Origin of the sequence: Corynebacterium sp. 045007, from assembly GCF_040743205.1 — a bacterium.
In the GTDB taxonomy this organism is placed as follows: Bacteria; Actinomycetota; Actinomycetes; order Mycobacteriales; family Mycobacteriaceae; genus Corynebacterium; species Corynebacterium jeikeium_D.
The window spans coordinates 1-1043 of the sequence record NZ_JBFLKW010000042.1; the positions used below are offsets into that span (position 1 = coordinate 1).

General features: G+C 56.0%; 1 rRNA gene. It reads left to right on the top strand.

The window, feature by feature from the left end:
- Window positions 1-1043: ribosomal RNA gene (locus tag AB1Z34_RS11110) — 23S ribosomal RNA — on the top strand; the annotation flags it as partial.

A 1043-nucleotide genomic window follows, 5' to 3' on the forward strand; every position in this document is an offset into this window, starting at 1 on the left:
AGAGCACGGCAGTGAGACTGCGGGGGATAAGCTTCGTAGTCGAGAGGGAAACAGCCCAGATCGCCGGCTAAGGCCCCTAAGGGTGTGCTAAGTGGAAAAGGATGTGGGATCGCGAAGACAACCAGGAGGTTGGCTTAGAAGCAGCCATCCTTGAAAGAGTGCGTAATAGCTCACTGGTCGAGTGGTTCTGCGCCGACAATGTAGTGGGGCTCAAGTACACCGCCGAAGCCGCGGCAATCACCTTTGTGGTGGTTGGGTAGGGGAGCGTCGCGTGACTGCTGTGAAGCGCTGGGGTAACCCTAGTGTGGAGTGTGCGCGAGTGAGAATGCAGGCATGAGTAGCGAATGAGGAGTGGAAAACTCCTCCGCCGAATGACTAAGGGTTCCTGGGCCAGGTTAATCCTCCCAGGGTGAGTCGGGACCTAAGGCGAGGCCGACAGGCGTAGTCGATGGATAACGGGTTGATATTCCCGTACCCGTGTGTCCGCGCCCATGGTGAATCAGGGATACTAACCCACCTGAACACGCGCCGTTTACTAGCCTTTTAGGTTGGTTGGTGTGTGTGATGCTGGGGACCTGAACTGGTAGTAGCCAAGTGATGGGGTGACGCAGGAAGGTAGCCGTGCCACGTGATGGATATCGTGGTGTAAGCGTGTGGCCCGTGTTCTAGGTAAATCCGGAGCACATATAGGGTGAGGCGTGATGCGTACCCGTTTTGGGGAAGTTGGTGATCCTATGCTGCCGAGAAAAGCCTCTAGCGATGTGGATATACGGCCCGTACCCGAAACCGACACAGGTAGTCAGGTAGAGAATACTAAGGCGATCGGGAGAACTGTGGTTAAGGAACTCGGCAAAATGCCCCCGTAACTTCGGGAGAAGGGGGGCCATGACTGGTGACCGACGTGGTTGAGCTGGTTGTGGCCGCAGAGAATAGAGGGAAGCGACTGTTTACTAAAAACACAGGTCCGTGCGAAGACGGGTAAGTCGATGTATACGGACTGACGCCTGCCCGGTGCTGGAAGGTTAAGAGGACCTGTTAGACCC